The organism is Prevotella heparinolytica (assembly GCF_004342845.1).
GTDB lineage: Bacteria > Bacteroidota > Bacteroidia > Bacteroidales > Bacteroidaceae > Bacteroides > Bacteroides heparinolyticus.
In genome coordinates this window covers 1-26066 of record NZ_SLXB01000013.1, presented here as the reverse complement: position 1 = coordinate 26066, position 26066 = coordinate 1, and the positions used below count along the sequence as shown (strand labels likewise).

The 26066-nt window shown below is 43.9% G+C and carries 14 protein-coding genes, 1 tRNA gene and 1 pseudogene; 10 read left to right on the top strand and 6 right to left on the bottom strand.

Features of this window, described 5'->3' with window-relative positions:
* Positions 1 to 432: 432 nt before the first annotated feature.
* From EV202_RS07820 to EV202_RS07805, 4 genes and pseudogenes are all read left to right on the top strand, one after another.
* Entirely contained in the window at positions 433 to 3354 is a 2922-nt protein-coding gene (locus EV202_RS07820; RefSeq protein WP_234878261.1) for a SusC/RagA family TonB-linked outer membrane protein, read from the top strand.
* A 30-nt stretch (positions 3355 to 3384) separates the two neighbouring features.
* Positions 3385 to 5004, top strand: coding sequence for a RagB/SusD family nutrient uptake outer membrane protein (locus EV202_RS07815; RefSeq protein WP_106070362.1), 1620 nt, complete (start codon positions 3385 to 3387; stop codon positions 5002 to 5004).
* Positions 5005 to 5194: 190 nt separating this feature from the next.
* Complete coding sequence (locus tag EV202_RS07810) at positions 5195 to 8437, top strand: beta-L-arabinofuranosidase domain-containing protein (RefSeq protein WP_234878260.1); 3243 nt, start codon at positions 5195 to 5197, stop codon at positions 8435 to 8437.
* Between the two features lie 788 nt (positions 8438 to 9225).
* Positions 9226 to 13238, top strand: a pseudogene (locus EV202_RS07805) (hybrid sensor histidine kinase/response regulator transcription factor).
* A 53-nt stretch (positions 13239 to 13291) separates the two neighbouring features.
* Here the strand turns inward: EV202_RS07805 and EV202_RS07800 are convergent.
* Positions 13292 to 13368, bottom strand: a tRNA-Met gene (locus tag EV202_RS07800).
* Positions 13369 to 13623: 255 nt separating this feature from the next.
* Between EV202_RS07800 and EV202_RS07795 the strand changes: the two genes are divergently transcribed.
* From EV202_RS07795 to EV202_RS07780, 4 genes are all read left to right on the top strand, one after another.
* Positions 13624 to 14010 (top strand): START-like domain-containing protein, encoded by a 387-nt coding sequence (locus EV202_RS07795; protein WP_106070365.1) that lies wholly within the window; start codon positions 13624 to 13626, stop codon positions 14008 to 14010.
* A gap of 76 nt (positions 14011 to 14086) precedes the next feature.
* On the top strand, positions 14087 to 15988 hold the full coding sequence (locus EV202_RS07790; protein ID WP_131926539.1) for an LptF/LptG family permease: 1902 nt from the start codon (positions 14087 to 14089) through the stop codon (positions 15986 to 15988).
* A 14-nt stretch (positions 15989 to 16002) separates the two neighbouring features.
* Positions 16003 to 17217, top strand: coding sequence for a bifunctional 3,4-dihydroxy-2-butanone-4-phosphate synthase/GTP cyclohydrolase II (locus EV202_RS07785; RefSeq protein WP_131926537.1), 1215 nt, complete (start codon positions 16003 to 16005; stop codon positions 17215 to 17217).
* A gap of 81 nt (positions 17218 to 17298) precedes the next feature.
* Positions 17299 to 18492 (top strand): pyridoxal phosphate-dependent aminotransferase, encoded by a 1194-nt coding sequence (locus EV202_RS07780; RefSeq protein ID WP_131926535.1) that lies wholly within the window; start codon positions 17299 to 17301, stop codon positions 18490 to 18492.
* Between the two features lie 72 nt (positions 18493 to 18564).
* On the opposite strand, the gene EV202_RS07775 is transcribed toward EV202_RS07780, so the two are convergent.
* From EV202_RS07775 to EV202_RS07760, 4 genes are all read right to left on the bottom strand, one after another.
* Positions 18565 to 18735 (bottom strand): DUF362 domain-containing protein, encoded by a 171-nt coding sequence (locus tag EV202_RS07775; protein WP_106042007.1) that lies wholly within the window; start codon positions 18733 to 18735, stop codon positions 18565 to 18567.
* Positions 18736 to 18868: 133 nt separating this feature from the next.
* Positions 18869 to 20827 (bottom strand): sensor histidine kinase, encoded by a 1959-nt coding sequence (locus tag EV202_RS07770; protein WP_131926533.1) that lies wholly within the window; start codon positions 20825 to 20827, stop codon positions 18869 to 18871.
* Positions 20824 to 22524, bottom strand: a complete 1701-nt coding sequence (locus EV202_RS07765; protein WP_234878263.1) for a tetratricopeptide repeat-containing sensor histidine kinase — start codon at positions 22522 to 22524, stop codon at positions 20824 to 20826. The genes EV202_RS07770 and EV202_RS07765 overlap by 4 nt, the downstream gene beginning before the upstream one ends.
* Before the next feature lie 318 nt (positions 22525 to 22842).
* Positions 22843 to 24681 (bottom strand): DNA polymerase III subunit gamma/tau, encoded by a 1839-nt coding sequence (locus tag EV202_RS07760; protein WP_131926529.1) that lies wholly within the window; start codon positions 24679 to 24681, stop codon positions 22843 to 22845.
* Between the two features lie 140 nt (positions 24682 to 24821).
* On the opposite strand from EV202_RS07760, the gene EV202_RS07755 reads away from it, so the two are divergent.
* Both EV202_RS07755 and EV202_RS07750 read left to right on the top strand, forming a co-directional pair.
* Entirely contained in the window at positions 24822 to 25130 is a 309-nt protein-coding gene (locus EV202_RS07755) for an FtsB family cell division protein (RefSeq protein ID WP_106068063.1), read from the top strand.
* A complete protein-coding gene (locus EV202_RS07750) occupies positions 25127 to 25468 on the top strand; it encodes a hypothetical protein (RefSeq protein ID WP_106068064.1) in 342 nt (113 codons plus the stop codon). Before EV202_RS07755 ends, EV202_RS07750 begins: the two co-directional genes overlap by 4 nt.
* A gap of 380 nt (positions 25469 to 25848) precedes the next feature.
* On the opposite strand, the gene EV202_RS15160 is transcribed toward EV202_RS07750, so the two are convergent.
* A partial coding sequence (locus EV202_RS15160) for a hypothetical protein (protein ID WP_207903435.1) occupies positions 25849 to 26066 on the bottom strand: 218 nt, incomplete at its 5' end.

The window sequence follows — 26066 nt, the reverse complement described above, 5'->3', positions numbered from 1 at the left end:
ATGCGTCTGATAGTTGTTGGTATGAAAGCATCAGAGCATGGTATCCTCGTTGTAACAGAGTCGGGATAGTTGCTTTTCCGTTGACTAAAAAATAGTCCAAACCGATGATACAATTCCCAAAGTACTTTACTGCATTGTTTTTTCGACTATTTTACTACTCTTGTGGATTATTGTTGCGTTTTGTTAAAAGAAAAAGTTCTTTCTTTGTGCTACACCGATATGGATTGCTATAACAATTTCAATATTAGGTTAGAGATGACGGGAGAATAGTTGAAAATGAAATATTAACCTTTAAAACGATGATGTAATATGAAGACACATGAGAAACGAGCCTTATTCGGCAGAGCTGTCTTACGGGTTGCAACTGGTCTTTTTCTTGTGACAGGCGTCGGAATCACTCCCGTACAAATTTTCGCGGAAACGGTGAGAACGATGGGTGTCGAGGCTGTGCAGCAACAATCTGTTACAGTTACAGGTGTTGTGAAAGATAAGAACGGAGAGCCAATCATTGGCGCCAACGTGCTTGAAAAAGGGACGACCAATGGGGTGATAACCAATATAGACGGCCGGTACACGCTGAAAGTACGGAATGCAGATTCTGTATTATCCTTTTCTTATATTGGCTATAAGACTCAAGAAATCATTATCGGGAATAACCGCCAGATTAATGTCACACTCCAAGATGATACAGAGCTTCTGGATGAGGTAGTGGTTATCGGTTACGGCACTCAGAAGAAAGGGGATGTGACAAGTGCTATTTCAAGCGTGAAAGCCGAGAATTTCGTAAAAGGAGCAGTGACTGATGCCGGACAGCTAATTCAAGGTAAAGTGGCCGGATTGAACATCTCTTTACCTTCAGGAGACCCTACCGGAAATTCCCAAATAATGCTTCGTGGCATTTCATCTTTGAAGGGAGGAACTTCTCCATTGGTGCTGGTAGATGGAGTGCCCGGCAGTCTGAATACGGTAGCACCGGAAGATATTGAATCCATAGATGTATTGAAAGACGGTTCAGCAACAGCTATCTATGGCACTCGTGGTACAAACGGTGTAATTATTATCACAACGAAACAAAGCCGTAAAGAAATGCCTCCTACTATTGATTATAACGGATACATGTCTGTCTCAAATATTTTAAAGAGGCCGGACTTTATGAGCGCCGATGATCTTCGTCAGAAATGGAATGAAGGGTATGCTTTCAATGGTGCCAACCTGAAAGATTTCGGTGCTGATACCGATTGGTTGGGAGAGCTGACTCGTACGGCAGTCTCTCATTCGCATAATTTGTCTTTGAGAGGAGGTAGCAAAAACACCAACTATACGGCATCGGCCAATTATACCAAGCGTCAAGGTACTTTTATAAAAACAGACTTTGAAGCTATGAATGTCCGAATGGACATCAGTCATTCCATGTACGACAATAAGTTAACTGCTGACGTCAGTGTATTTGTGAGCCAGCATACAATGCCTCGCAGTTGGAATACATACGCCTACCGGCAAGCTTTAATTCATAATCCGACGGAGCCGATAAAAGATGAAGAGGGTAACTGGTTTGAGCGTGATTTGTATTTCTACGATAACCCTGTAAGCTATATCTGTGAAACGATTGGTGAAATGAAGCGTAAAAATATTCGTTTCAATGGCGGCTTGACTTTTCGACCGGTTGAGTCTTTGATTTTGAAAGCTATGTATGCCCGTCGTAGCACAACAACCACTGACGGATATTACCAGACAAAGAAACATGTATCTACCACCAAGAGCGGCCGTAACGGTTATGCCTACCGCTATGATTCTGATTTCGACAATAATTTGGTAGAATTGACGGCTCATTTTCAGAAAGCTTTTGGAAAGCATAATGTCAGTGCATTGGTAGGTTACAATTATGAGGACAATACGAATTCCAACATGTCAATGACTAACTATGATTTCCCGACAGATGCTTATTCGTATAATAAAATGGAGGCTGGCATGGCATTGAAGCGTGGCGAGGCCTCCATGAGCAGCTATAAGAGTTCCGATAAACTGATTGGCGTATTTGCACGCGTCAGCTGTAATTTCAATGATCGTTATTTATTGATGGCTTCTCTTCGTCACGAAGGCTCTTCCAAGTTTGGTAAAGATCATAAATGGGGTAATTTTCCAGGCATTTCTTTAGGATGGAGAATTGATAGGGAGAACTTTATGAAGAACTTGAATTGGCTGGACAACTTGAAGTTCCGTGTGGGTTACGGCGTGACCGGCATCAATGTGGCAGCTCCCTACACATCGCTTTCCGGATTGAATTATGAAGGCGCTTTCTTATATAAAGGCACATGGGTAAAAGCGCTGGAGACGGTTCGAAATAATAATGCGGATTTGCGCTGGGAAAAGAAGCATGAGTTCAACATCGGTTTGGATTGGGATATATTGAACGGACGGGTGGGAGGTACTATCGACTATTACGTCCGTAAAACCAAAGATGCGCTTTGGGATTATCCTGTTCCTGTTCCGCCTTTTATGTTTTCGTCCATGCTGGCCAATGCCTCGGAAATGGAAAATAAGGGACTGGAGATTCTGGTCCGCGCCATTCCTGTGCAGACAGATAATTTTACTTGGAATACCAACGTTTCTTATTCTACCAATACGAATAAAATCGTTGCTTTGTCGAGCGATAAATTTTCCATGACACAGGATTATTTCTATTCCGGTTATACAGGTGAGCCTATCCAGACAACCACCCATATTGTACAGGTAGGCAGGGCAATCGGCACATTCTATGGTTTGAAATCGGTTGATATTACTGAAGATGGCTTATGGCTGGTTGAAAACAAGAAAGGAGAACATGTGCTGGCAACAGAGGCTGATGCTACAGACTGGCAGGTTCTGGGTAACGGCATTCCCAAACATTATCTGAACTGGAACAATACTTTCAATTTTTTTAATTTTGATTTAAGCGTAAACATGCGTGGGGCTTTTGGCTTCCGGATATTGAATTTTCAACGTATGTATTACGAAAATGCAAAGCCGGAAATCCAATACAACCGCTTGAATTCCGCTTTCGACAAAGTTTATGGAAAAAAACAGCTGAAAGACGAACAACGATATGTAAGTTATTACATTGAAGATGGAGACTACTGGAAAATAGACAATGTAACTTTAGGGTATACCATCAAGCTGCCCAAACAAAAGGTTGTCAAAAATCTACGTGTATATGCGTCGGTTCTGAACTTGGCTACCATCACCGGTTATAAAGGCATGGATCCTGAAGTCCCATTGAGCAGTAGCAGCTATGGATTGCTGGATGCTGGCACGGACAACCGAGACAAGTATCCTACCAATCGCACGTATACTTTCGGCGTTAACCTTACATTTTAAGTCTAATCATACATAAAAGAGAGAGCTGTCATGAAACGATTAAAATATAGCGCTTATGCACTCTGCGCATCTGCAATGCTCGGCATGAGCGGTTGCTTTAACTTGGATGAGACACCTTATTCGGAAATTGTTGAAGAAGAATATGTACCGACTGAAGCCGACGAAGTCTCGCTGTTGGCTACCACATATTCCAAACTTCGCTATGTTATGGACTGGTATGGCTTGTTCGACCTGCAAGAAGAGCCTGCTGACGTAATTGTCACCCCTACTCGCCCCAACGGATGGGACGATGGCGGTACCTACAAACAGATGCACAAGCATACATGGGATAACCAACAGGGGCAACCTCAAAGCACTTGGTCTGTGTGCTTCGAGGGTATTGCCAATGCCAATAAGATATTAAAACGTGCCGATGAAGGCTTCTTTGCGGAAAATAGCAAACCGAAAGTCGTGGCTGAAGTAAGGGCTATTCGTGCGCTCTGGTACTCGATTCTTTGCGACACTCACGGAAATGTCCCGATTCAGACCGCATTCAGTGAGGATATTCCTATGCAATCTGCCCGTAAAGAGGTTTTTGATTTCATTATCAGGGAATTGAAAGAGGTGATACCGGATTTGTCTGCTGCTGTAGATAAGACTACTTATGGACGACTTACCAGGTGGGGAGCCAAATGCCTGATGGCCCGTATGTATTTGAATGCCAGTGTGTATACAGGTACTCCGATGTGGAGTGAGTGCCTGGAACAATGTGATGAGATTATCAATAGCAATTTATTCCGTTTGGAATCGAACTACGCGGATATTTTCAAGACAGACAATGCTACTTGTGTGGAAACTATTTTCGCCATTCCATACGATGAGGTTTACAATTCAGGTACCAACAATGGTCCGGTATTCGGGGCACACATGAAGTTCTTGTCTTCAAACAGTCGTAAAGTTTTCAATATGCAGTCCACACCTTGGGGAGGATCAGCTGCAAATCCCCAGTTTATCAATAGCTATGACAAGAGTGATATGCGTTTGAAATACTCTTGGTTGCAAGGTGACCAGTATAGCCCCGACGGGGTCTTGATTACAACATTTCCCAATAGATTGCCGAGTATCTATAAGACAGGGACAGATGACGGTTATCGTATAGGTAAATATGAAATTAAAATAGGAGCCAAAAGCTTGCTGAGCAATGACTTCCCATATTTTCGTTACGCAGAGGTATTGCTGATGAAAGCAGAATGCTTACTCCGTTTAAGACAGAATGAAGCGGAAGCCGCTAATCTCGTATCACAAATTCGCGAACGTGCGTTCCGTGAATCAGCCCATCCGGAAAAAGCGATGGTTGATGCAGCTTGGTTGAAGGGAGATACGCATATACAATATGGCACACTTGATGAGAATGGTAATATTGATTCCGTAGGCAATACTGATCCTGTAGAATTAGGTGGACTTTATGATGAATGGGGTTGGGAGTTTGCAGCCGAGGCTCGTCGTCGTATTGATATGATTCGGTTTGGAACTTTCCAAAAAAAGAGTTGGTTTAATCATGCCCCAGTAGAGAATGATCTGAATGGAAATTCTATTTTATTTCCTATCCATTTGGAAGATTTGAATAAAAATCCTAATCTGCAACAGAATCCGGGTTATGCCGGCAGATAAAAGAATTGATACATGATTAATTGATGTTGTGTAAAAGCCCGATTTTGCTTATTGAGATTGGGCTTATACTGATTTTTACTAAAAACAGAAAAGAATGAATAAATCTTTTTCTTTCATAATGGGATTATGCTTATGGGCAATCTCAGCTGATATATTTGCCTTGAGCTTGGGAGAGCTTGATATTTATAAGATGATACAAACAAGTGATTCTGGGATGCGGACCATCGCCTCGGTAGAGCAGATAGTTGTTCATTGCCCTGTAGGGACGGTGCCTCGACTGCCCTATCAAGTATGGGTGACTTATTCGGATGGGCAGGCCGGATTTCGCCAAACCAAATGGAGCAACGCCGCACTTGCCACGGAGCTGCAAGAGGCCGATGCTTGCACTCATCCTGCTGGAAGCATATATATGATAAATGGTCATATCATAGGCGACGATACAACAGCTAACGGTTATCCTATTTCTGCAAGAATAGAAGTGATAAGCGAAGGGTACGAAACTCCTACCAGACCCATTGCAAACACCCTTCCGTTGACTGATGTGATTATTGACGGCAATAATCGGTTGGTGTCGAACCGTGATTTGGCCATCAAAGAGATTGTAGGTTGGGATGTTACTCAGCAGTTGTATAATTATCGAGATACATATGGACTGAGTACGGAAGGGTATACTCGTTCCGACGGATGGGACTCGCCGGATATCAAGTTGAAAGGACACGGCTCGGGGCATTATATGTCAGCATTGGCGTTGGCCTACGCTGTTGTTGCGGACACTGCGCAAAAGTCTGTTTTGCGGCGAAATATCACCCGAATGGTTGATGAACTGCGTGAATGTCAGGAACGTACTTTTGTATGGAGCAAGGAATTGGGAAGGTATCTTGAAGCACGTGACTTTGCTCCCGAGGAGATGCTAAAGGAAATGAAAGGAACGTGGGAGGACTTTGATAAGTACAAGACTCAATGGGCCACTTATGGCTATGGTTACCTGAATGCCATTCCGGCTCATCATCCGGCACTTATAGAGATGTATCGCGCCTACAACAACTCCGATTGGGTGTGGGCGCCTTACTATTCCATTCACAAACAATTGGCCGGGCTGATAGATATAGCCACTTACATGGATGACAAGGCCGTTGCCGACAAGGCTCTTTTGATAGCCAAGGACATGGGGTTGTGGGTATGGAACAGAATGCACTATCGCACTTATGTAAAAACAGATGGTACGCAAAATGAGCGTAGGGCACGCCCGGGCAATCGCTATGAAATGTGGAACATGTACATTGCCGGAGAGGTAGGCGGCATCGGGGAATCTCTGGCACGTCTTTCAGAGATGGTTGATAATCCGGAAGAGCGTATGCGCTTGATAGAAGCTTCCAATTGTTTTGACAGTCCGGCTTTTTATGAACCTTTATCGAAAAACATCGATGATATACGTAACCGGCATGCCAATCAGCATATTCCGATGATTATCGGTGCGTTGAGAAGTTATCTGACCAATAACAACCCCTTCTATTACAATTTGTCTGAGAATTTTTGGAGTTTGATACAAGGTCGCTACCGCTATTCTACCGGTGGTGTGGGTAACGGAGAAATGTTCCGTCAACCCTATTCCCAGATATTGAGTATGGCCATGAATGGGGTTTCTGAAGGAGAGAGTCGTCCGAACCCAAATATCAATGAGACTTGTTGTGCCTATAATCTGCTGAAATTGACCAAGGAACTAAACTGCTTTAACCCTGACGATGCGCGGTATATGGATTATTATGAGCGTACTCTTTATAACCAGATTATCGGTTCGTTGCATCCTACATGCTATCAGACCACTTACCAGTATGCGGTAGGGCTGGATGCTTCTAAGCCTTGGGGTAACAAGACGCCGCAATCTACCTGCTGCGGAGGTACCGGATCTGAGAATCATGTGAAATATCAGGAAGCTACGTGCTTCGTCTCGGATAATACATTATGGGTGGCTTTATACATGCCAACCACTCTTCAATGGAAAGAGAAAGGAATAACGTTGAAACAGGAATGCTTATGGCCGGCGGAGAGTTCTACAGTCAAGGTGGTGAGTGGAAAAGCCGACTTTTCGATGAAGCTGCGTGTACCTTATTGGGCAACCGAGGGATTTAACGTAAAAGTAAACGGGGTGTCGGTGGTCGGTTATTATCAACCTTGTACTTATGTGGTAATTCCTTCTCGTCATTGGGAAGAAGGAGATGTTGTGGAAATAACCATGCCGTTCACTAAACACATAGACTATGGGCCTGATAAACTTCCTGTCGAGTTAGCCGGTCAGAGCGGAACACAACCGGAAGCTTCTTGGGTGGGGACATTAATGTATGGGCCATTTGCTATGACGGCCACCAATATAAACAATTGGTCGGAAGCCACCTTGAATATCGATTCTCGCTTAGCTACTATTGTGACAGTGAAATCGGATGGTGTAGGGGCTGGCGCTGATGGTAATTTATATAGTTTTACTCAGGGTGGACACGTATTCCTGCCGGACTATTACCGCCATGACCATTCAACCCATTATTTCCGTATTAATCATATCGATTCTCCATCTTCGGAATTGAAGATGGCTTTATTTACTAAGTTGAGGGAGCTTACGGCTTATAATAAGAAGAATTATACTAAAGCAAGTTTCAAACACCTGGAGAAGACTATGAAAGAAGGAGAAAAAATAATGGGAAAACTTATGGTTACGGAAACCGAAATCTCGACAAGTATGGCGGCTATCGACGAAGCAGTAAAAGGATTGAATGCTTTCAGGTTGGATAAAAGTAATCTGCAAGCGGCTATTCGTTCTGCCGAAGGCCAAGATTCTTCTCTTTATACTACGGTCAGTTTTGAAGCTTTGCAGACAGAGCTTAGTGCGGCTTACGAGGTGATGGATAGCGGTAATCAGCAGGAGATAATCGATCGCCGAACATTGGCTCTGAAAGATGTTATTACTGCTCTGGTGATGGCAGGCAGTGTAGATAAGAGTTCGCTGAAAGAACTTCTGAATGTTGGTATGGAGCGGATAGCTGAGCAGGAGAGGTGGAAAGCTCTTGCCGTAAAAGTTCCGGAGCATGCGCCTTGGGCACATTTCGGCTTCCTTCGTCTACAACATACACTGAAAGAAGCACAAAATATCTATGATAATAAAGATAGGATTTATTCGCAAGAAGAAGTTGATGCGGCGGCTGCAACACTGAATATGGCCATCAATGCAATGCGTCCGGGCAACTTGCCGGAGATGGAAGATTTACGTCCTTTATCAGCCTTGTTAAGGCGTGTGGGAACGGTGGATGACTCCACCGAACCGATTCTGAAAAAAGCTGTGGAGTACGCTCGAATGGTTATGAAATACGTAGCTGACGGTAGTGGGACAAAAGATATGATAGAGACAGCTATAGTTCGTTTGAAAATAGTGGTGGAACAATGAACGATGACTTTTTATGTTTTTTTAGTTGTGACTTAATTGGAGTTCGTGGTAGCACTTTAAGTTTGTCTCATGAAGTACCTGTATCAGCTAAGGCTGTGGGCAGATCCCGTACTTACTTCGTACATATAGAGGTCTCTTTATACGGAGTGAATACTGCTCTAATACAGACCTGGGTTCGGGATAAGTGGTTACTTTTGCTAAAGATGCGGTGCTGCATCCTGCCGGGCGGATATTTCCCGGATGCACCGGTTTACGGTGATTGGGCAGAAGAGAAGAGAGCCTTTCAGGCCGACCGCTCTCTCCCCCTGTCTGACAGCCGCAAGCCTTTGTCGTGACAGAGGCAAGTGTTCAAGCCGACAGACACAAGTCTCTGACGTGACAGACACAAGTGTTTGAGCCGTCAGAGGCAAGTGTCTGACAAGGGAGATGTAAACTATTGATAACCAGTGGAGTTTAGCTTTGGAACACAAGCCGGCGGATGAGACTATCGACCTGTTTCTTATCCCGAACTCAGGTAATGCAGAGATGGCATAGAGGGAAAACGGTGTATTTGCCCATATGTGGGACTGAAAAAGCAGATAGAAAATCTATTTATGAAGAAATGTGTAAACATAATGAGGAAAGCATTATTTTTACACTCTCGAAAGACAGCCTGTCGACAAACTTATGATTGGTCGCGATGGGAGATACCTGCCCGGACACAGGATTAATCCGGGAAATGGTAAGGAGAATGCTCGGTGATCTTATTGCATTAAAATTTCGGGAAGCGAAATCTTATAAATAAAGGAATGAAAAAAAAGATTCTTATCATAATGGTTCTAATCGTGTTTTGCGTATCGGTCGTAGCTTCAGCAGACTTTAGATTTCGCCACTTCTCTGTGGAGAATGGATTATCTTCTAATACTGTACGTGCCATCATACAAGATAAATATGGCTTTATGTGGTTTGGAAGTGATGATGGATTGAACCGTTATGACGGAATTAACATAAAAGTCTATAAATCTAATCCGCAAGGGCAGAATGAATACATTTCGGCGTTGTATGATACGGGAGATCGGATTTGGGTGGGAACGGATAAAGGGGTTTTGATCTATGATTATGAGACGGAATCCCTAAGAGCTTTTAATGTTACTACTTTGCGTGGGATAAGCCTCAAGACTACTGTCAGTTGCATTGCGGAAGACAAAGATGGAAACTTGTGGTTTTCGACTGTGGGGCAAGGAGTCTTCAAGTATAATGCGAACAAATGCTATTTGGAACAATATGAGTTTCGAGATGCGGATAATCTGGTAGCTGCCGTTATGGTAGATGCGGACAATCAGATATGGACTGTAACAAATTGGGGAAGAGCAGGACTGACTAAGTTGAACAAGGCGGAAAACAAGTTTGAACCTTATCAGCTTGTCTATGAGACGGATGGACAGAGTTCGAATTCATTGGCTCTTATGGAAGACATGGAGCGTGTGCTTTGGTTGGGAACTTGGGAATGCGGGTTGCAGAAAGTGGACAGGTATACGAGAAAAGTGACAACGTTCCTGCATCCGTCAACCGGGCAAGGAGTATCGCATATCCATTCCTTGATGGAATATGCTCCTCACCAGCTTTTGATAGGTTCGGATGATGGACTACTATTGTTCAATACGCTTACTGGAGAACATCATTTGTTTGCAGAAGATGAGACAGAACCTCATTCCATTTCCAACCGCTTTGTTTATCCTATTGTGAAAGACCGTGAGGGAGGGGTATGGATAGGTACCTATTACGGTGGAGTGAATTACATTTCGCCCAATACGGGGCAATTTGAGAGCTTTGCTCATTCTCGTTTCTCCAATTCGGTGAATGGAACTATTATCGGGCGTTTTTGTGAAGATAGATATGGACGTATATGGATTGCATCGGATGATGGAGGGTTGAATTGTTATGTGCCGGAAGAGCGAAGATTTATTTGTTATCGGGCAAGCGGCAAGGAAAACAGTCTTTCTTATCATAATGTGCATGCACTGTGCATGGACGATGATAATCTGTGGATTGGTACTTATACAGGAGGAGTAAATGTGCTGAATTTGCAGACAGGAATCTTTAAAGTCTATGTTTCTTATCGGAATAATCCGTCAACGCTTGATGGAACGAGCTCTTACGCTATCTTCAGAGACCGTGATGAGAATATTTGGGTGGCATCTATGTCCGGAGTAAATTTGTATAATCGGAAAACGGATAATTTTACAAGAGTGATGGACTTAGGTTCATTGACCATTGATATAGATCAGGATGCGAATGGGGACATTTGGTTCTCTACACAAGGGAAAGGGTTGTTCAGATATAATCCGGACAGACAAACTTGGAAGAACTACGTACACGACGGCATTTCTGGTGCTTTACTCAGCGATCAGGTGAATTGTACCTTGATTGACGGTGACGGGAATATGTGGGTTGGAACGATGAATGGTCTATGTCGATATGATGTGAAACATGATGCGTTTGAGGCTGTTCCTTTGAATATTCCCAGCAGTAATATTTGTGGAATAGTGGAGGAACAGCGAGTATTATGGCTGACTACTGCCAAAGGGCTGGTTCGTTATGTACCGGGAGAGGGAACTCAGGTTTTTTCTGTCAGTGATGGGTTGCAGAGTGAACAGTTTTTGCCAAATGCGGTATTGAAAGCTTCAGATGGGAAAATCTACATCGGCTCGGTGAATGGCTTCAATGCTTTCTATCCTTATCAGATAAAGATTAACAAAGTACTCCCGCCGGTGGTTATAACCGGTCTGGAGGTCTTTAATAAGGAAATGAGAATAGGAGACCGGTTGCTTCCGAAGGCTTTGAGTGCGATGACGGAATTGGAGCTTTCTTATAAAGAGGATGTTTTCAGTCTTTTATATGCCTCGTTGAGCTATTGCACACCGGAGAAGAATCAATATGCCTATAAATTGGAGGGGTTTGACAAGGAATGGAATTATGTGGGGGCACAAAATAAGGCTACTTATACTAATCTGCCCGCAGGAGATTATATATTCAGGGTAAGGGCGACTAATAATGATGGGGTTTGGAGTGACAAGGAAGCCACCCTAAAAATAATCATCTATCCGCCCTTTTATTGGAGTATGGTTGCCAAAATCATCTATTCCATATTAGTATGTTTCGTGTTGACCTTCTTCATACGTTTTCTGTTGAAATGGACAGAGAAGAAACATACGGAGGAAATCAACCGGTTGAAAGTGACCAAGGAGAAGGAAGTACACGAGGCTAAAATCAAGTTCTTTACAATGATAGCTCATGAGATACGTACTCCGGTTTCGCTTATCATAGGACCTTTGGAGAAAATCATGAAGTCAACCGTTCCGATCCCAATGGAAGTACGTAACGATTTGAACATAATAAACCGTAACAGCCAAAGATTGTTATTCTTAGTGAATCAGTTGTTAGACTTTCGCAGGGTGGAGCAAGAGGGTATGACTATTCGGTTTGCTTGGCAAAACATACGTCAATTGCTGGAAACTGTATGCGAACGGTTTGGACCTTTTATTTCTCATCATGGTGTCCGGCTGGACGTGGAATATCCAGATGTGGATTTTGTGGCTATGGTGGATAGCGAAGCGATTACAAAACTTATAAGCAACCTATTGACTAATGCCAGTAAATATACGGAAGACAAGGTGCTCTTATCTTGCACGATACAGCCCGAACAGCGCACGTTTGTCATCAGAGTGACGGATAATGGGATCGGCATCAGCAAGGAAGAGCAAGAGAGGATTTTTAAACCTTTCTATCAGGCTGCGGACAATAAGCCGGGCACAGGCATCGGTCTTAGCATCGTGAAGAGTATTGTAGAAGCTCATAATGGTTGCATAGAGGTGGAATCGAATGTAAACAAAGGGGTTTCCTTTATTGTGACGCTCCCTATAGAACAAAGCAAGACAGAGGCGGGGAACGGAAGTTCGGATATCCTTAACCCTGCAATTCCGGAGGATATTCTTTCAGAAAGATTGCCGGAGGTGATTGCCCCCAAAGATAGGCCGGTGATGTTGATTGTAGATGATAATGAGGAGATGCGGCATTTTCTCTTGAATAGTTTTGTCGGGCAATATATTGTTTTGACTGCAGAAGATGGGTTGGATGCATTGGAAAAGATGAAAGAGAATGATGTGGCTTTGATTGTATGCGACTGGATGATGCCTCGTATGGATGGAATAGAGCTTTGTCGGAAGATACGGGCTGATCAAACCACAAGCCATATTCCCCTTATTCTGTTGACTGCTAAGACGGATGTGGACTCTAAGGTGGAAGGCTTGGATTGCGGGGCGGACGCTTATATAGAGAAGCCTTTTTCCGTGCAATATCTGGAGGCCTGTATCAAGAATCTGCTTGATTTGCGTAATTTGTTGCGTAACAAATTCTCGAAAATGCCTATGATACCATTGACCAGCGTTGCGAGCAATACGATGGATAACAAATTTCTTACTCGCATCAATGAGATTATAGAGCAGAACTTTTCTAATCCGGAGTTGTCTGTCGATTTTTTGGCAGAGCGGTTGTGCATAAGTCGTTCCGGGCTGTTTGCAAAAATCAAAACGTTGGCAGATGTTACCCCCAATGAACTGATTCAGATTGTAAGGCTTAAGAAAGCGGCAGCATTGCTTATGGAGAATCAATACCGGATTAGTGAAATATGCTACATGGTGGGTTTCAATGTCCGTCTTATTTTGCAAAATGTTTTCAGAAACAGTTCGGCATAAAACCGAGAGAGTTTGTAAGCGGAGGGGGCGTAATTGATTGCCCCACCATAACGCCAAACGAGGGATAAAAAGAAAAAAAGACCGCCAAGAGTGGAAGCCTCCCAACAGTCTAAATCTTACTTGGTAGCGGGACCCGGGATTGAACCGGGGACCTCATGATTATGAATCATGCGCTCTAACCAGCTGAGCTATCCCGCCATCGTTTCTCGATTGCGGGTGCAAAGATAGAGCTTTTATTTAAAATGCCAAAACTTTTGTGGGATTTTTATCTCTTTTCTCTCGTCGGAGAGAGAGATTATATTATTATACTCTTTTTTAAAGGAGCTTTGTGGAACATTGTCAGTTGGTTACAGTTACAAGGGAGGATAAACCTAAATAAAATAGAGGATTTGTTTTTTGTAATTAGAAAAAAGTTTTTATCTTGGCTGGCGCAATAACAAAGACGAATACACTATGGAAAGGGAAAAAATACATTTGGAGTTTCTCTTGAATGCAACTTCTAAAAGCATTCTTTGGGCAGCGATAAGTACTCCTACCGGTTTGGAGGGCTGGTTTGCCGATAGGGTTCAATCGGACGACAAAACTGTCACCTTCTTTTGGGGAAAGACGGAAAAACGAGATGCGGAGATTGTGGCTGTACGAGCCTATTCTTTTATTCGTTTTCAATGGATGGATGATGAGAATGAGCGCGAGTTCTTTGAACTGAAAATGACCAATAATGAGTTGACTAACGATTTTGTTTTGGAAATAATCGACTTTGCGGCTGCGGACGAGGTAGCTGATTTGTGTGAATTATGGGAGACTCAAGTAGATACCTTGCGTAGAACTTGCGGTTTTTAGTTAACTTTCGATTAAAAATTTCCTCTACTCCCCTTTTTATGCTACTTTTGTGTTCTTATTGCATGAAACAAGTAAAATGTTGCGCATAAAAAAGTTAGATATATTTGTCCTGAAGAGTTTCTGCACACTCTTTATAGGGACTTTTTTCATCTGCCTTTTTATCTTCATGATGCAATTTTTGTGGAGGTATGTGGATGAACTGATCGGGAAAGGCTTGGAGATGACTGTCATGGCACAGTTCTTCTTTTATTCAGCACTGACCTTGGTTCCTGTTTCATTGCCGCTGGCTGTTCTGCTGGCTGCTCTTATCACTTTCGGTAATTTTGGAGAACGCTTTGAGCTGCTTGCCATGAAGGCGGCCGGCATTTCGTTGCTGAAAATCATGCGGCCTCTGATCATCTTTATCGTATTTATTTGCTGTCTGTCTTTTTATTTCCAAAATGTGATAGGGCCTAAAGCCCAGACTGATTTAGGTACTTTGCTTATTTCCATGAAGCAGAAAGCGCCTGAACTTGATATCCCTGAAGGAGTATTCTATGATGAAATAGATGGTTATAACCTGTATGTGAAACGGAAGAACCGTGACACGGGTATGTTGTATGATGTCCTTATATATAACTTTGAAAAGGGCTTTGAGAATGCCCAAATTATAAAAGCTGATTCGGGACGTTTGGAAATGACTGCTGATAAGAAACATTTGTATTTACACTTATATAGTGGCGAACAGTTTGAAAACCTGAAGTCGCAGAGCATGGATCAAAGAAATGTGCCTTATCGCCGGGAGGCTTTTCGTGAGAAACATGCAATAATTGAGTTTGACTCGGATTTTAATATGGTAGATGCCGGTATCATGAGCAATTACTCCAATAGTAAGAACATGAAGAAACTGCAGATAGACATTGATTCAATGCAAGTTCAGAATGACAGTCTGGCTCGTGTATATTACGAAGAGGCGATGCAGGGAACATATAGGGTTACGACCGGTATGACTAAGGAAGATACATTGAAAATAGAAAAAGCTCATTTGGGTGAGTACAGTGTGGACAGTATATTCAATATGGCTACGTTAGTAGAGAAACAGAAGATCATATCTACAGCTATTGGTCGGGTCGAAGGTGCCGGAAGCGATTGGAGTTTTAAAAGCAACGATATATCGATGACAGAAAATAACCTTCGTCGGCACATGACTTCCTGGCACGAAAAACTGACTCTTTCGTTGGCGTGCCTTATCTTCTTCTTTATTGGTGCTCCTCTTGGAGGAATTATCCGTAAAGGAGGGTTGGGAATGCCGGTAGTTGTTTCTGTATTGATTTTCATTGTTTATTATATCATCAATAACACGGGCTATAAGATGGCTCGTGACGGTAAGTGGGTTGTATGGATGGGAATGTGGACCAGTACGGCTGTATTGGCACCGTTGGGGGCATTCCTTACTTACAAAGCGAATAGCGATTCTGTGGTGTTGAACGCAGATGCTTATATAAATTGGTTCAAGAAGGTAGTGGGAATTCGTAATGTGCGCCATCTGTTTCGCAAGGAAGTCATCATTCAAGATCCCGATTATGTACGCATCCCCGGAGACTTACGGGCATTGTCGGCTGATTGTCGCGCATATGCCAAGAAGAAAGCTTTGAAGCGTGCACCTAATTATTTTAAGTTGTGGATGGCCGGTAATAGGGATGAGGTGATGGAAGAGATTAACGAACGGCTGGAAATCTTGATAGATGAAATGTCGAATACGAAATCTATCACTTTGCTGACTGAGTTGAACAACTATCCTATTATTCCTATTCATGCACATGTCCGCCCGTTTCGTAGTTATTGGTTGAATTTGCTCTGTGGAGTGCTTTTCCCGATAGGCTTGTTCTTTTACTTCCGTATCTGGATATTCCGTATTCGCTTGAATAAGGATATGGAGCGGATTATCAAGACGAACGAGGAGGTCATTGCGATAATAGAAAAAAGAGAAAATAGATAAAAAAGATATAGATTATGGAAAATGTAAAATTGAATACAATAGAAGAAGCCATTGAAGATTTCAAGGCCGGTAATTTTGTGGTCGTAGTAGACGATGAAGACCGTGAAAATGAGGGCGATTTGATAATTGCGGCGGAGAAGATAACTCCGGAGAAAGTGAACTTTATGCTGAAACATGCTCGTGGCGTACTCTGCGCTCCGATTACTGTTTCACGTTGCAAGGAGCTGGACCTGCCGCATCAAGTGTCGGATAATACTTCGGTGCTGGGCACTCCCTTTACTGTGACAATTGATAAGCTGGAAGGTTGTACTACCGGTGTTTCTGCTGCCGATCGTGCAGCTACTATTCGCGCATTGGCCGATCCGGCTTCTACTCCTGCCACATTTGGCCGTCCCGGGCATATTAACCCGCTGTATGCTCAAGAAAAAGGGGTACTTCGGCGTGCCGGACACACTGAGGCTGCTATTGATATGGCTCGTCTGGCGGGACTATATCCGGCTGGTGCACTGATGGAAATTATGAATGAAGACGGAACCATGGCGCGTTTGCCCGAATTACGTAAGATGGCGGATGAGTTTGGTTTGAAACTGATTTCTATTCGCGATTTGATTGCTTATCGTTTAAAACAAGAATCTATTATAGAGAAAGGTGTGGAGGTGGATATGCCTACTGAGCATGGACATTTCCGTTTGATTCCTTTCCGTCAGAAGTCAAATGGCTTGGAGCATGTAGCTTTGTTCAAGGGTACATGGGAGTTGGAAGAACCTGTTTTGGTGCGTGTACATTCTTCTTGTGCGACGGGAGATATTTTTGGTTCTAAACGTTGCGATTGCGGTGAGCAGTTGCATAAAGCAATGGAGATGATAGAGAAAGCCGGTAAAGGTGTGATTGTTTATCTGAATCAGGAAGGACGCGGCATTGGTCTGATGGAAAAAATGAAGGCGTATAAATTGCAGGAAGATGGACTGGATACCGTAGATGCCAATCTCTGTCTGGGCCATCTGGCCGATGAGCGCGATTATGGAGTGGGAGCACAAATCCTTCGTGAGATCGGTGTGCATAAGATGCGCTTGCTGACCAATAATCCGGTGAAACGCGTCGGTTTGGAAGCCTATGGATTGGAAATTACGGAGAATGTTCCTGTTGAATCGATTCCGAATAAGTATAACGAACGTTACCTCCGTACAAAAAAGGAACGTATGGGGCATACGCTTCATTTTAATAAGTAACTGTCTTTTTGTTTTAATATGTCGAATAAAAACGCTTATTTTGTAGCTGAATTAGCATAACAACCATTAAATAGAAACAAAATGAACCAATTATCAGATCGTTTAAACAGTTTGTCGCCATCTGCGACACTGGCTATGTCTCAAAAGAGCGCGGAGCTGAAGGCTCAAGGCGTAGACGTAATCAACCTGAGTGTGGGAGAACCGGATTTCAATACTCCTGACCACATTAAAGAGGCTGCGAAAAAGGCGATAGACGATAACTTCTCTCGCTATTCTCCCGTTCCGGGCTATCCGGCTTTGCGTAATGCAATCGTAGAAAAGTTGAAAAAAGAAAATGGTCTGGAATATACTGCTGCACAAATCTCTTGTGCTAATGGTGCCAAGCAGTCGGTTTGCAATGCGATTTTGGTATTGGTGAATCCGGGAGATGAGGTGATTGTTCCTGCTCCTTATTGGGTTAGTTATCCCGAAATGGTGAAGTTGGCCGAAGGTACGCCGGTCATTGTGACTGCCGGCATCGATCAGGATTTTAAAATTACGCCTGCGCAGTTGGAGGCTGCCATTACTCCGAAGACAAAAGCTTTGATTCTTTGTTCTCCTTCCAATCCCACAGGATCTGTTTATAGTAAGGAGGAGTTGGCAGGGCTGGCTGCCGTATTGGTAAAGCATCCGCAGGTTATCGTGATTGCTGATGAGATTTACGAGCATATCAACTACATCGGTAAACATCAAAGTATTGCACAGTTTCCGGAAATGAAGGAGCGCACTGTTATTGTGAATGGTGTTTCCAAAGCGTATGCCATGACGGGTTGGCGTATCGGCTTTATTGCCGGACCGGAATGGATTGTAAAAGCCTGTAATAAATTGCAGGGACAATATACCTCCGGTCCTTGCTCTGTTTCTCAGAAAGCTGCCGAAGCCGCTTATACCGGTACTCAGGCACCGGTAGAAGATATGCGCAAGGCATTTGAGCGTCGTCGCAACTTGATAGTGAAACTGGCTAAAGAAGTTCCGGGCTTCGAGGTGAATGTACCGGAAGGAGCTTTCTATTTGTTCCCCAAATGCGATTCGTTCTTTGGAAAGTCTGCGGGTGGACGTACAATCAATAACTCGGATGATTTGGCCATGTACCTATTGGAGGTGGCTCATGTAGCTTGTGTGGGTGGTGCTTCTTTCGGTGCTCTCGAATGCATCCGTATGAGCTATGCCACCAGTGACGAGAATATAGTTGAAGCTATTCGTAGAATGAAGGAGGCATTGGCAGAATTGAAATAATGTTTTATTGCAAAAATAGAAAGGCTCGGATTCGCAAGAAACCGAGCCTTCTGTTTTTTAAGGAGGTGTGTATTATTCTCCCGGATGAATTGCTTCAGACGGACAAACATCTGCGCAAGTTCCGCATTCTGTACATGCTTCAGGATCGATAGAATACTTATCACCTTCAGAAATTGCACCTACCGGACACTCGTCAATACAAGTGCCGCAAGCAATACAATCGTCATTAATTACGTAAGCCATTTTTTTTAGATTTAAATTGTTATTAGTACTAATTAGTTCGACAAAAGTAACAGTTTTCCCCGTTGGTTGTTGCTGTTCTTCATTAAAAACCGCTAATTTGTATGCAGTCTAAATAACACAGGCAGGGGCGGAATTATGCAGTTTCTTGATTTGCAGGATATGTGCATCTGATTTCCGCTCCTTCCTCTATCAGGCATGTTCCGCCAAAGTGTTCGAAGAATAGCTGTCCGATTCTTCGTCTTACAGTTACTTTGGAGGAGGAAAAGACCGGGTCGGCCAATGGACTGTTTTTTATACGGAACTCTACAAATTTGTTTTCTGTGTGATGAATGATATCCATCTCTATATCCCTTTGTTCGTTGCAATCAACAGGATAGAGCAACATGGACATCATGATTTCGGTCAGACGTCTCACATCTGTATGTATGTTTGCATCATTTGTTTCAGCTTGCATATTCAGGTGGATGTTACCTTCGCTCTGCATCCGCACTCTGCCCGGTAAGTCGTTGCACCACTCCTGTAAGTTGCACTCTTGTAGCTGGAACTTCATCATATCGGCTTCCAGACGCGAAAGATCCAGCACGTCGTTTACTAATTGTATTAGTTCATGTGCATTACTTTGGATGATGCCGGTATATTCATCTCGTTCTTCTTCGCTTATTTCGTTTTCATTGGATAGCAATTGGGAGAATCCTACGACATTGTTCAAAGGAATGCGGATGTTGTAGCTCATATTGGCAAGGAAGCGGCTTTTCACTTCATTGGCTTCTTCAGCAACATCTGCCAGCCTGCGCATTTCTTTTTCTGCGAATTTCAGCTTCTTACGGTTTCTGTACATGTGCAGGTTATAGAGTAAGAGTGCTATGACGACAACAATGGACACAAACAGGAAGATATAGTTAATGATTCTTTGTCGGTGCTCTTTATACCAAATCAGTCTGTTGATACTATATGATGTTTGAATCTGCTTCGTTTGTGTGGCAGAGAAAACGGCGAATAACGAATCTTTCTTCTTTGCAGTCTGCTGGTAAAGGGATATTGCTTCGTCTGTTCGTGTCATTTCCACTAATAAATCGGCCTTTTGCAGTTGATATCTCAAAGCGTCTTCGAGCGAAATCGGGGTTGTAAGGTCGATAGCTGCATTCAGATGGTTCAATGCTTTCTCATTTTCCCCAATCAGCCGGTAATATTCGGCATAGGCACCGAGACGCTGCATCTGATAAGGGATGAATGTTTTAGAGTTCAGGTATTTTTCTGCCGATTGCAAATGTTTCCATGCTTTTGTTGCTTGACCGCTACGTATAAAATAATAGGCATACTCTACCTCAATTAATAAATTGACATTTCTGAGGCCATTGGCAATACTGTGACCGCCGTCTTTTTGCATGGCATCTACTACGGCTTTTAATTGGTCTGTATAGTTCAAGAGCTGGTCATTGTCGCGAAGGAGTGAGTAAACCAGCACAGCTTTCACCAGCAGGTCTTTCTTGTCTGCGAGGCTTATGTTGTCAGTACCTAATTCGAGGGCTTTATTCAATGCGGCTACCCCGTCCTTGTACCGGTTTGTGTCGAAGTATACGCCAAGCAATGCGAGATGGGCTTCGCGCTGTCCTTTGATACTATTGATTTCTGTGGCTTTCCGGAGCATCTCTTCGGCTTCTACATAAGCCGACTCTATTTGTTGGTTGAAGAGGTCGAACTCTATCATCATTTTCTTTCCTTTGAAATAAAAATCGTATGAGTTCTCTTCTTCGGCCAGTTTCTCCAATCGGAGCATCCATTGTTCTGCGTGTTTCCGGTCTAATTGGTTATAATAATAAGCGATGTGCGCAAAGACAGCTTTCTGTCGGTAATACGAGTCTTTCTGTGCGGCAGCTTCTTTCAGCAGCTTGTCTCCATAGTATAGGAAAGTGGGAGACAGCTGTTCTAATACGACCAGCCGATACAAAACTTGCAGTCTGGTAGAGTCAGGTGGGGTGGAAAGATAGATACGCAGCAAGCTGTCTTTGGTATGCGATTGGTGATTTCCTGCATATAATAATGGTGACAACAGCCAATACAACATTTGCAATATAAGAAAGAGCCGTTTCATTTTCCTGCCTCCTTTCCGTTTGTTTCAGATTGATTGATGGGATGTGTGAAACAAAATTTTGCCCCTTCGGTATAATCGGTATCAATCCAGATACTTCCGCCCATGTGTTCTATGATGAGTTGGCTTATGGAGAGTCCCAGGCCGCTTCCCTGATCGGTTTCGTTCACTTTCTCAAAGCGCCGGAAGATATTCCTCTGTTTTTCTTTTGGAATGCCGCAACCGGTGTCTGCCACAGAGAACAGCAACATCTCATCGGTTTCCTTCTTCAGTTCCAGCGTGATGCTGCCTTGCCGGGTAAACTTGGTGGCGTTTATCAGCAGGTTGATTAGTACTTGTTGCAGGCGCGATTTATCGGTTTCTATCTCCATGGATTCCAGTTTTGTAATGAACAAGACATCGGCTTGTGTCTGCTTTACCTTGTTCACTGTGTCTATCACATTGTTGCAAATGCTTACGACATCGTGTTTGGCAATGCTGAATTGTAGTTTGCCGAATTCCAGACTCGACAGATCGATGACATCGCCGATGAGTTTCAGCAGCAATTCGGAATTTTGCTGAATGATTTCGTTGCACTGAAGACGAGTTTCCGCGTCCAGGCTTTCTTCGGTCAGCAAACCGGAGAAACCGGACAGGGCATTGAGGGGCGTGCGTATTTCATGGCTCATGTTCGAGAGGAACATGCTTTTGGTTCGTATGGCATTCTCTGCATTGATGCGCGATAGGTCTAACTTTCGGGTAGATAGCTTTACCTTCTTTCGTTGTTTGTGCAGTTGGATGGCGAGGAGTGAAAACAATGCAGCCAGAATAACGAATCCTCCCACAATGCTGATTATGGCCTTATTATACATCTTCTCGCTGGCTATTTTTACTTTGTCTACCTTGTATTTGGCCTTTATGACATTGATTTGTCGGATGTAGCTTTGAGAAGCAAGCGTGTCGATCAGCGGATATAGCTCCTGATAGATGCGGCAGGCTTCGGCGTTTTTCCCTTGCGCATAGTACAAGTTTATTTTTCCTAAAGCAGTTTGGCGATAGTAGATGGAGCGTTTGTTGTGTTTGTATTCGTCTTGTAGGTGGGAATAGATGTTTTGGGCTTTATCCCAATAGGTTCTATCTTTATTACCCATGAGGCGATAGTAGTCGGCAGTGACACAATCCAGATGAAAACGGTAGAACTTCTCCGGATATAACCGGTAGATGGAATCTGCCTTGTGCAGATATGCAGCAGCTTCTTTCAAATGGCTTTGTTCCGATAATCCGTGAGAGATGGCACAGTCGGCTTTCACAAGGTTGAAGAAAAATTCTATCGGATAATTAGGCGTCTGCGACAGCATCGTTTCCAATTCTTTCAACACTTCTCGGGCTTCTTCTATGCGTCCTTGGCACTGCAAGGTATGAGAAATCTTTAGCAGTAGGCGCATTTTGTATACCGGGATGTCCGATGCCTGTGAAAGTTCGTATAAGGCGTCTTGATATGATTCCAATGCTTTGGAGCATAATTGGGCTATCGTGTTATAGGCGTTGCCTATAGCCTGATTGGCGATGGCGATGCCAAACCGGTTATTGGATGCCTGAGCTTCTTCATACATTTGCTGTGCTCTGTCTGAAGCTAAGCTGATATCTCCGCGCAGGGTATATGCTTCTGCCAATTGTAGTTGCAGCAGGAAATACAGATCTTTGTGCTCTGTGGGACTCATGTCGGAAAGAACGTCTTCGCTCCATGCTATGACACTATCCAAAGGAGTGGACTCATTGTATAGTATTTCTTTTTCGACAAACAAACTCAGAACCTTCAGCTTTCCGGGGTTTGTTGTGGCATAAATTGTTTGGACAAAGAAAAATAGGATTTGCCCTATCAATGTTAATATGGTTACTTTTACCCTCAAAGGAAATATTCTTTTATTTCTTATTGGCAAAAATAAACAATTTTGATAAAAAATAAAACTATATGCGATATTTTTATTTTTTTCCTCTTCTGAAAAGCGGCGATTATGTCGTTTTGCTTAGAAAATAGGTTAGTAAAATTCTAATCCGAATTCGTCTTTTAGTTGTACTAATGCTTCGTTTTTCTGCGCCATCATTTGAAATTTCTCCACTCTGCTATAAGCACGGGTTTGTTCGGCAGGAGCGCTGACACGTACGGTCATGGTGATTTTCCTGTTTTTCAAACGGAGGCGCATGTACTCTTGGATGGCGGGTATCATGGCCGTGAAGTCCTTGGCTATGATGTCATTATCTACCACGGCTTCGAAAGTGGTGGTATTGCTTAATAAGGTGACATGCATGTTTTGCATGCGCTTGGCTATGGCCACTTGCTCTTGGGGCATGCGTCCGGCATATTCTTGCCAGTAAAAGTTCACATCTTTTTCGTTGAAGATATAGTCTTCTTCTATCTGTAGGGATTGGCGCACAAGAGGGGCGCTGTTCGTTTTTTCCTGTTTTTCTTCCGTTGCCGTATGTTTTATGGAAATGCCCAAATTGGAGCTTTTCATCACCGGAATCTTCTTTTCTTCTTTTCCTTGTGCCATCAGTATGGCAGTGGGGATGGGATGAGAAGGATCGGCATTGGCTTCCTGACTCCGGGTAGGGGGGCTTGGACGAGGATTTTCGCTTTGGGCAATAGCTGGGGAAACCGGACTCGTGCTGGTTTGCGGACGAGTTGCAGCAGTGGCGGCCTGCGGCTGCTGTGTAGCGGTAGGCTGCGTGAATATGGGTTTTATTGCTTGTTTAGGGCTACGCCCATTGGACGAGTCATCTTCCTCGGTGGTGATTTGAGCCGCTTGTATCAGTGTCAGTTCTACCAGCAGGCGTTTGTTTTTGCTTGTGCGATAGCTTAAGTCACAGTCGTTGCACAGTTTCATGGCACGATAGAGAAAAGGCAGTGGGCACTTCTGCGCTTGCGCCCGATAACGCTCGCGGATGCCGGCGCCCACCTGAAGTAAAAGCAATGTTGCCGCGTCTTTGCTTACGAGCAAATCACGTAGGTGGGAAGAAAGGCCGGTGACGAAGTGGCTGCCGTCGAAACCTTTGTTTAGGACGTCGTTCAGCAGCAACAGCGCGTCGCTTACTTTGTTCTCAAGGAAAAAGTCGGTCAGCCTGAAGTAATATTCGTAGTCCAGCACATTGAGGTTCTCAATCACGCTTTTGTAGGTGATGTGTCCCCCGGTGAAACTGACTACTTGGTCGAAGATGGATAGGGCGTCGCGCATGCCGCCGTCTGCTTTGAGGGCAATGACATTCAAAGCCTCCGGTTCGGCGGTAATACCTTCCTTCGAGGCCACGTAAGCCAAGTGGGCTACGGTGTCTTCCACGCCGATCCGGTTGAAATCGTAGATTTGGCAGCGCGAAAGGATAGTCGGCAATATCTTGTGCTTTTCGGTGGTGGCAAGGATGAAGATGGCATGGCGTGGCGGCTCTTCCAGTGTTTTCAGGAAAGCGTTGAAAGCCGAAGCGGAAAGCATGTGCACCTCGTCGATGATATATACTTTGTATTTGCCGATTTGGGGTGGGATGCGTACTTGTTCCACCAGCTGGCGGATGTCGTCGACGGAGTTATTGGAAGCGGCATCCAGTTCATGGATGTTGTAGGAACGCTGCTCATTGAAGGCTGTGCACGACTCGCATTGATTGCATGCCTCTCCGTCCGGGGTGGGACTCATGCAGTTGATGGTTTTGGCAAAGATGCGGGCACAAGTGGTTTTTCCCACGCCACGCGGACCGCAAAAGAGGTAAGCATGCGCCAGCTTTCCGGTGGCGATGGCATTCTTCAGGGTGGTGGTCAGTGCGTGTTGCCCTACCACCGAATCAAAGGTCGAGGGACGGTATTTCCGGGCAGATACGATATAGTTTTCCATATTCGGGATATTCTTTGCTTTTTGTGCAAATGTACACAAAAAAAAGAAATCTTTCGGTTATTCCTCTTATCTTTGTGTCGTGAAGTTGCATTGCAGGCAACCTGCGTTCGAGAATTGTTAATAGCTAAATAGATGTTGCGATGGATAAACTTGCTTCTCTTTGGTCTTTTGTCCGCAAACACAAGTATCTGATTACGCTTGCATTGTTTGTTTTGATTATCGGTTTTCTGGATGAAAACAGCATTGTGCGTCGTTTGGGTTATGCCAGGGAAGAAAGCCGCTTGTGCGATGAGATTGAGAAATACCGTAAGGAATATGAAGAAAACACCGAGCGTCTTAATGAGCTTGCTGTCGATTCCGGTGCCATCGAACGGGTTGCTCGCGAGAAGTATCTGATGAAGAAGCCCAATGAAGATATTTATGTGTTTGAAGAAGATATAGAAGAATGAAACAATTGATATCAGCCCTCTTTACGGTGGGAGCCGTTATGCTTCTGGTTGGAGCTGCCGTTTATGTCACCGGATGGTTCCTCTCTCCTTATATATATACTGTGGGTGCCACAATGGTGGCTTTGGCGCAAATCAATTCTCCTTCCGAGTGTAAGACGCCTGTTGTGAGGCGCCTGAGGCGACAGCAAATATTCGCTGCGCTTCTGTTGGTACTTACAGGAGCATTTATGTTCTTTACGCATGGCAACGAGTGGATTGTTTCCTTGACAATCGCTGCCGTGCTCGAACTCTATACTTCTGTACGGATTCCGCAGGAAGAAGCCAAAGAGGGTTTTTAGAGAATGTGCTCAACATTACCTGAATTCTGAACAGTTTTAGAATATATCAAGTTGCTCGCCATTGACGGAGTTGACTCAATTGCGGATTTTCTTTTTTTTAGTTTCGCAAAACGATATTTGTTTCCTTTCTCTTTCAGCAATACAGATTCCTTGCTGAGAATATCCGCCCTCCTTCCTTCGCTCTTGTTTCTATTGGTGATTTTTTTTACCTTCTGTATTTCTTTTTCTTTCTCTTTTTTATCCCCTCTTTTACCCCTGTCAGAAGTACTTCCGGCGGGGGTACAATCAGTCGGCGACTGAAACCGTTTCAGTCCCTGAGTGAAACCGTTTCAGTCTCCGACTGATTCCCTTTCGTTCAAGGAGTGAGTCCGCCTCAGTCGTCAGCTGGTCTTTCTTCCTCCGTTTTTTGTAAAATAAAATGGGCGCATGTTGTGCATGTGTCCTTTTCCCCTCCGCACCTTCCCTTTTTTTTCTCCGTGCTTTCCCCCGTATCTTCTCCGTATCCCGTCGCCTCTTTGTGTTCCCTCCTCTTCCTCCTGCATGGGGAGCGTCCTTAAGCCGTCCCTTCCCCCCTTTCCTTCTCGCGCACTTATATATT